The following is a 2,990-nucleotide window of genomic DNA, read 5'->3' as shown; positions in this document are numbered from 1 at the left end:
CCTCGGACAAAGCAAACCTGTTTTAAAGCAAGCTATCTGACCCTCAGACGAATGAAAAATCATCTCATTTAGTATAACATGAATGGGAAATTATAGGAAATTTTCTGAAAAATAGGATTAACCACTTTCAAAACAGTTTGAACACACAGTCCTTAATAGAACGCAGAAACAGAAAAGGTATTTTTCTTCATCACTTTTTCTCCTTTCATCTATATGATATAATATGATGAAAAGGCATTCACAAAATGCCCACTATTTTCACATTTCATATTTAACACAAGGAGTCGCCTATGCGTTGGGATATTGGCACAGTTTACAAGACGATTCGAAAAGCAAAGGGAATCACCCAGCAAGAGATTTGCGGAGATTGGATTTCTCGCTCCAATCTTTCCAAGTTTGAAAGCAACCAATCCGTTCCCAGCTATGAAACCATGGAATTTCTGCTCCACCAGATTGACATGAGCTTTGGGGAATTTGAATATATTTGTGATTATTATCATTCAAATCACAGAATGAAAATCATCTTACAATTTAAAAATTATTTGTCTGTCGTTGAAACAGAACAATTACTGGATTTAACCAAACAGTGTGAGGACTACTTGAAAGCTCATCATGATATTCCCATTAGCAATATTTTGCGTATGGCAAATATACTAATTGAAATTAGAAAAAATAAAATCAGTAGTCAAGCACAAGTTTTAGCTCAACAGTTATGGACAGATTTAGAAAAACGAGATACTTTTTATGAAAGTGACCTAAATTTACTAAGTGTCATTCTTTATTTCTTCCCACTAGAAACTATTCAAAATATAACGGAAAAAATCTTAGCCAGTCTCAACAAGTATAAGCATTACAAAGAAATTCACAGTACACAATTCTCCATTTTAGCCAACCTTTCGACCATCTACCTTTACAACAATCGCCTTGACGATTGCCAGCGTATCACCGAGATGATCTTACCGCTCGCCAAGCAAACAAAACGATACGACAAGCTCGGCTTTGCCCAGGTTCGCCTGGGTATTTGCCAAGGAGATGACGACCTTATCCAGAAAGGTCTCCAGTTACTTGAGCTGACAGAAGAAACGACCTTGCTCGAAAACTTGAAAGAAGAGGTCAAACAGCATCGTACTTCCCATTTCTCTCATGTTTCACGTGGAACTTCAGCACCCTAAAAGAGACGGAGAAGCAAATGACTTACAACGGATTTGTATTTTTTGATATTGACGGCACCTTGGTTGATAGCCAAGGACAAGTCCCAGCAGACAACAAAACAGCCATTGCCCAACTACGAGCCAACGGCTTTCTGCCTATTATCTGTACGGGGCGCGGGCGCGGAGAAATGGGGACAGTTCTGGAAGACGCTGGGATTCATTCCGCTATCTTGCTAAATGGCATGGAAATCCTCCATGAAAAGCAATTCCTGTTTGAAGGACGAATTGCACAAAACAGCATTCTCAAGCTCCTGCAACTGGCAAAGGAAAATGAGCACGACCTCGGTTTTTATTCGCAAGGAGAAATGCGTGTGACGGCGCTCAGTCCGACCGTTCAGCAGAATTTCCGCTATTTTCATCAAGACCTGCCCCAAGTCGGTCCGACCATTTATCAAAACCAGCCTTGTCAGATGTTGCTCATTTTTAGTGAGGAGCCAGAAAAAGACACCCAGTACCAAACAGAAGTCCCTGAACTGCACTTTTTCCGTAACAGCCCCTACTCGATAGACATCACGCCGCACGGCTGTAACAAAGGCTCTGGGATTCAGCACCTGCTGACCTTGATGGCAGACGAAGCACCGACTTACGCATTCGGAGACGGGCTCAATGACCTGACCATGTTTGAAACAGTAGATTATCCCATTGCAATGGGCAATAGCCAAACAGCCGTCAAAGAAGCAGCCACTTTCATCACGCGCTCTAATGATGAAAATGGCATTCCACATGCCCTTGCCCACTTTGGTTTAATTTAAAAAAGAAGCTCCTGTATTCAAGATACAAGAGCTTTTAGATTAGACTAATTCTTTTTTATTCGGATTGTAGACCAAGAAACCAAGACCGACAAAGAGCAGCAGAACAACTGTCATGAAGGCAACTTGTCCGCCAACTTGCCCCGTCATCGAAATCGTTTGACGCAAAGCCGAAACAGAATAGCTCATCGGCAACCAAGGATTGACATCTTGGAAAATCTTATCCGTCAACGGAAGTGGGTAAGTCCCTGCACTAGAGGCTAGTTGCAGCAATAGCAAAATCAAAGAAGTGAAAGCACCAAGCTTAGTGTCCCACGTTACCAGAGCCGTCACCACAGCCATGAAGCACATGCTGGTCAAAAGAATGATACCAAGCGTTGCCCATTCGTGGTTGGCAGTCAAGCCAATCATGTGCACTGCACCATACACCAATAAACCTGCCAAGAGAGAAATAACGCCATTGACCTGAATACGTGCTTTCAGCCATTCCATACGTGTCTGTGGCTTCTTACCAGAAGGTAGCGTGCTAAAGATGATATTGGTTGAAATCGCTGCTACAAAAAGTGCCACAGAAATCATATATGGAGCCATACCGATACCATTTTTACCAACATGGTCTTTATCTATTTTCTTCGTTGTCAATGGATTTGCAAGCGCCTTGGCGTTGGCTTTATTGGTTGTCACCGTGGATAATTGATCTTTGGCGTCTGTCAAACCGGCTGTTAAGCTGTCCGCACCCGACACAAGTGCTCCCAGATTAGACGTGATAGTTGAGCTGCCGTCTGCCAGCTTCGTAGAACCATTCGCAATTTGACCAGCACCATCAGATAGTTTGCCTGCCCCTGACACAAGAGCTGCAGAGTTGTTCACTAATTGACTAGCTCCGTCTGCCAATTTTGCTAAACCAGCGTCAATTTGACCATTATTAGCCGCCAATTGATTAGCTCCAGAATTGATTTTTGCCATACCAGATGTCAATTGACTATTCTTACCAGTCAAGGTCTTAGAACCTGAACTGATTTTCGCCATA

The 2,990-nt window shown here is 42.6% G+C and carries 3 protein-coding genes; 2 read left to right on the top strand and 1 reads right to left on the bottom strand.

What is annotated here, in order from left to right:
- Positions 1-290: 290 nt before the first annotated feature.
- Positions 291-1,172: a helix-turn-helix domain-containing protein gene (locus tag HMPREF2887_RS00280; protein ID WP_081026667.1), complete on the top strand. Its 882-nt coding sequence runs from the start codon at positions 291-293 to the stop codon at positions 1,170-1,172.
- Between the two features lie 17 nt (positions 1,173-1,189).
- Positions 1,190-1,963, top strand: a complete 774-nt coding sequence (locus tag HMPREF2887_RS00275; protein ID WP_057489849.1) for a Cof-type HAD-IIB family hydrolase — start codon at positions 1,190-1,192, stop codon at positions 1,961-1,963.
- 39 nt (positions 1,964-2,002) lie between these two features.
- On the opposite strand, the gene HMPREF2887_RS10335 is transcribed toward HMPREF2887_RS00275, so the two are convergent.
- On the bottom strand, positions 2,003-2,990 hold a 988-nt coding region (locus HMPREF2887_RS10335), incomplete at its 5' end, for a YhgE/Pip family protein (RefSeq protein ID WP_261673773.1).

The sequence above is a fragment of the Streptococcus sp. HMSC071H03 genome, assembly GCF_001813035.1.
GTDB classification, from domain to species: domain Bacteria; phylum Bacillota; class Bacilli; order Lactobacillales; family Streptococcaceae; genus Streptococcus; species Streptococcus anginosus.
This window is presented reverse-complemented; position numbering and strand designations above follow the sequence as displayed.

Bases quoted from the DNA above. Each gene is read 5' to 3' on its own strand.
- HMPREF2887_RS00275 (WP_057489849.1), top strand. From the start codon at position 1,190: ATGACTTACAACGGATTTGTATTTTTTGATATTGACGGCACCTTGGTT.
- HMPREF2887_RS00280 (WP_081026667.1), top strand. From the start codon at position 291: ATGCGTTGGGATATTGGCACAGTTTACAAGACGATTCGAAAAGCAAAG.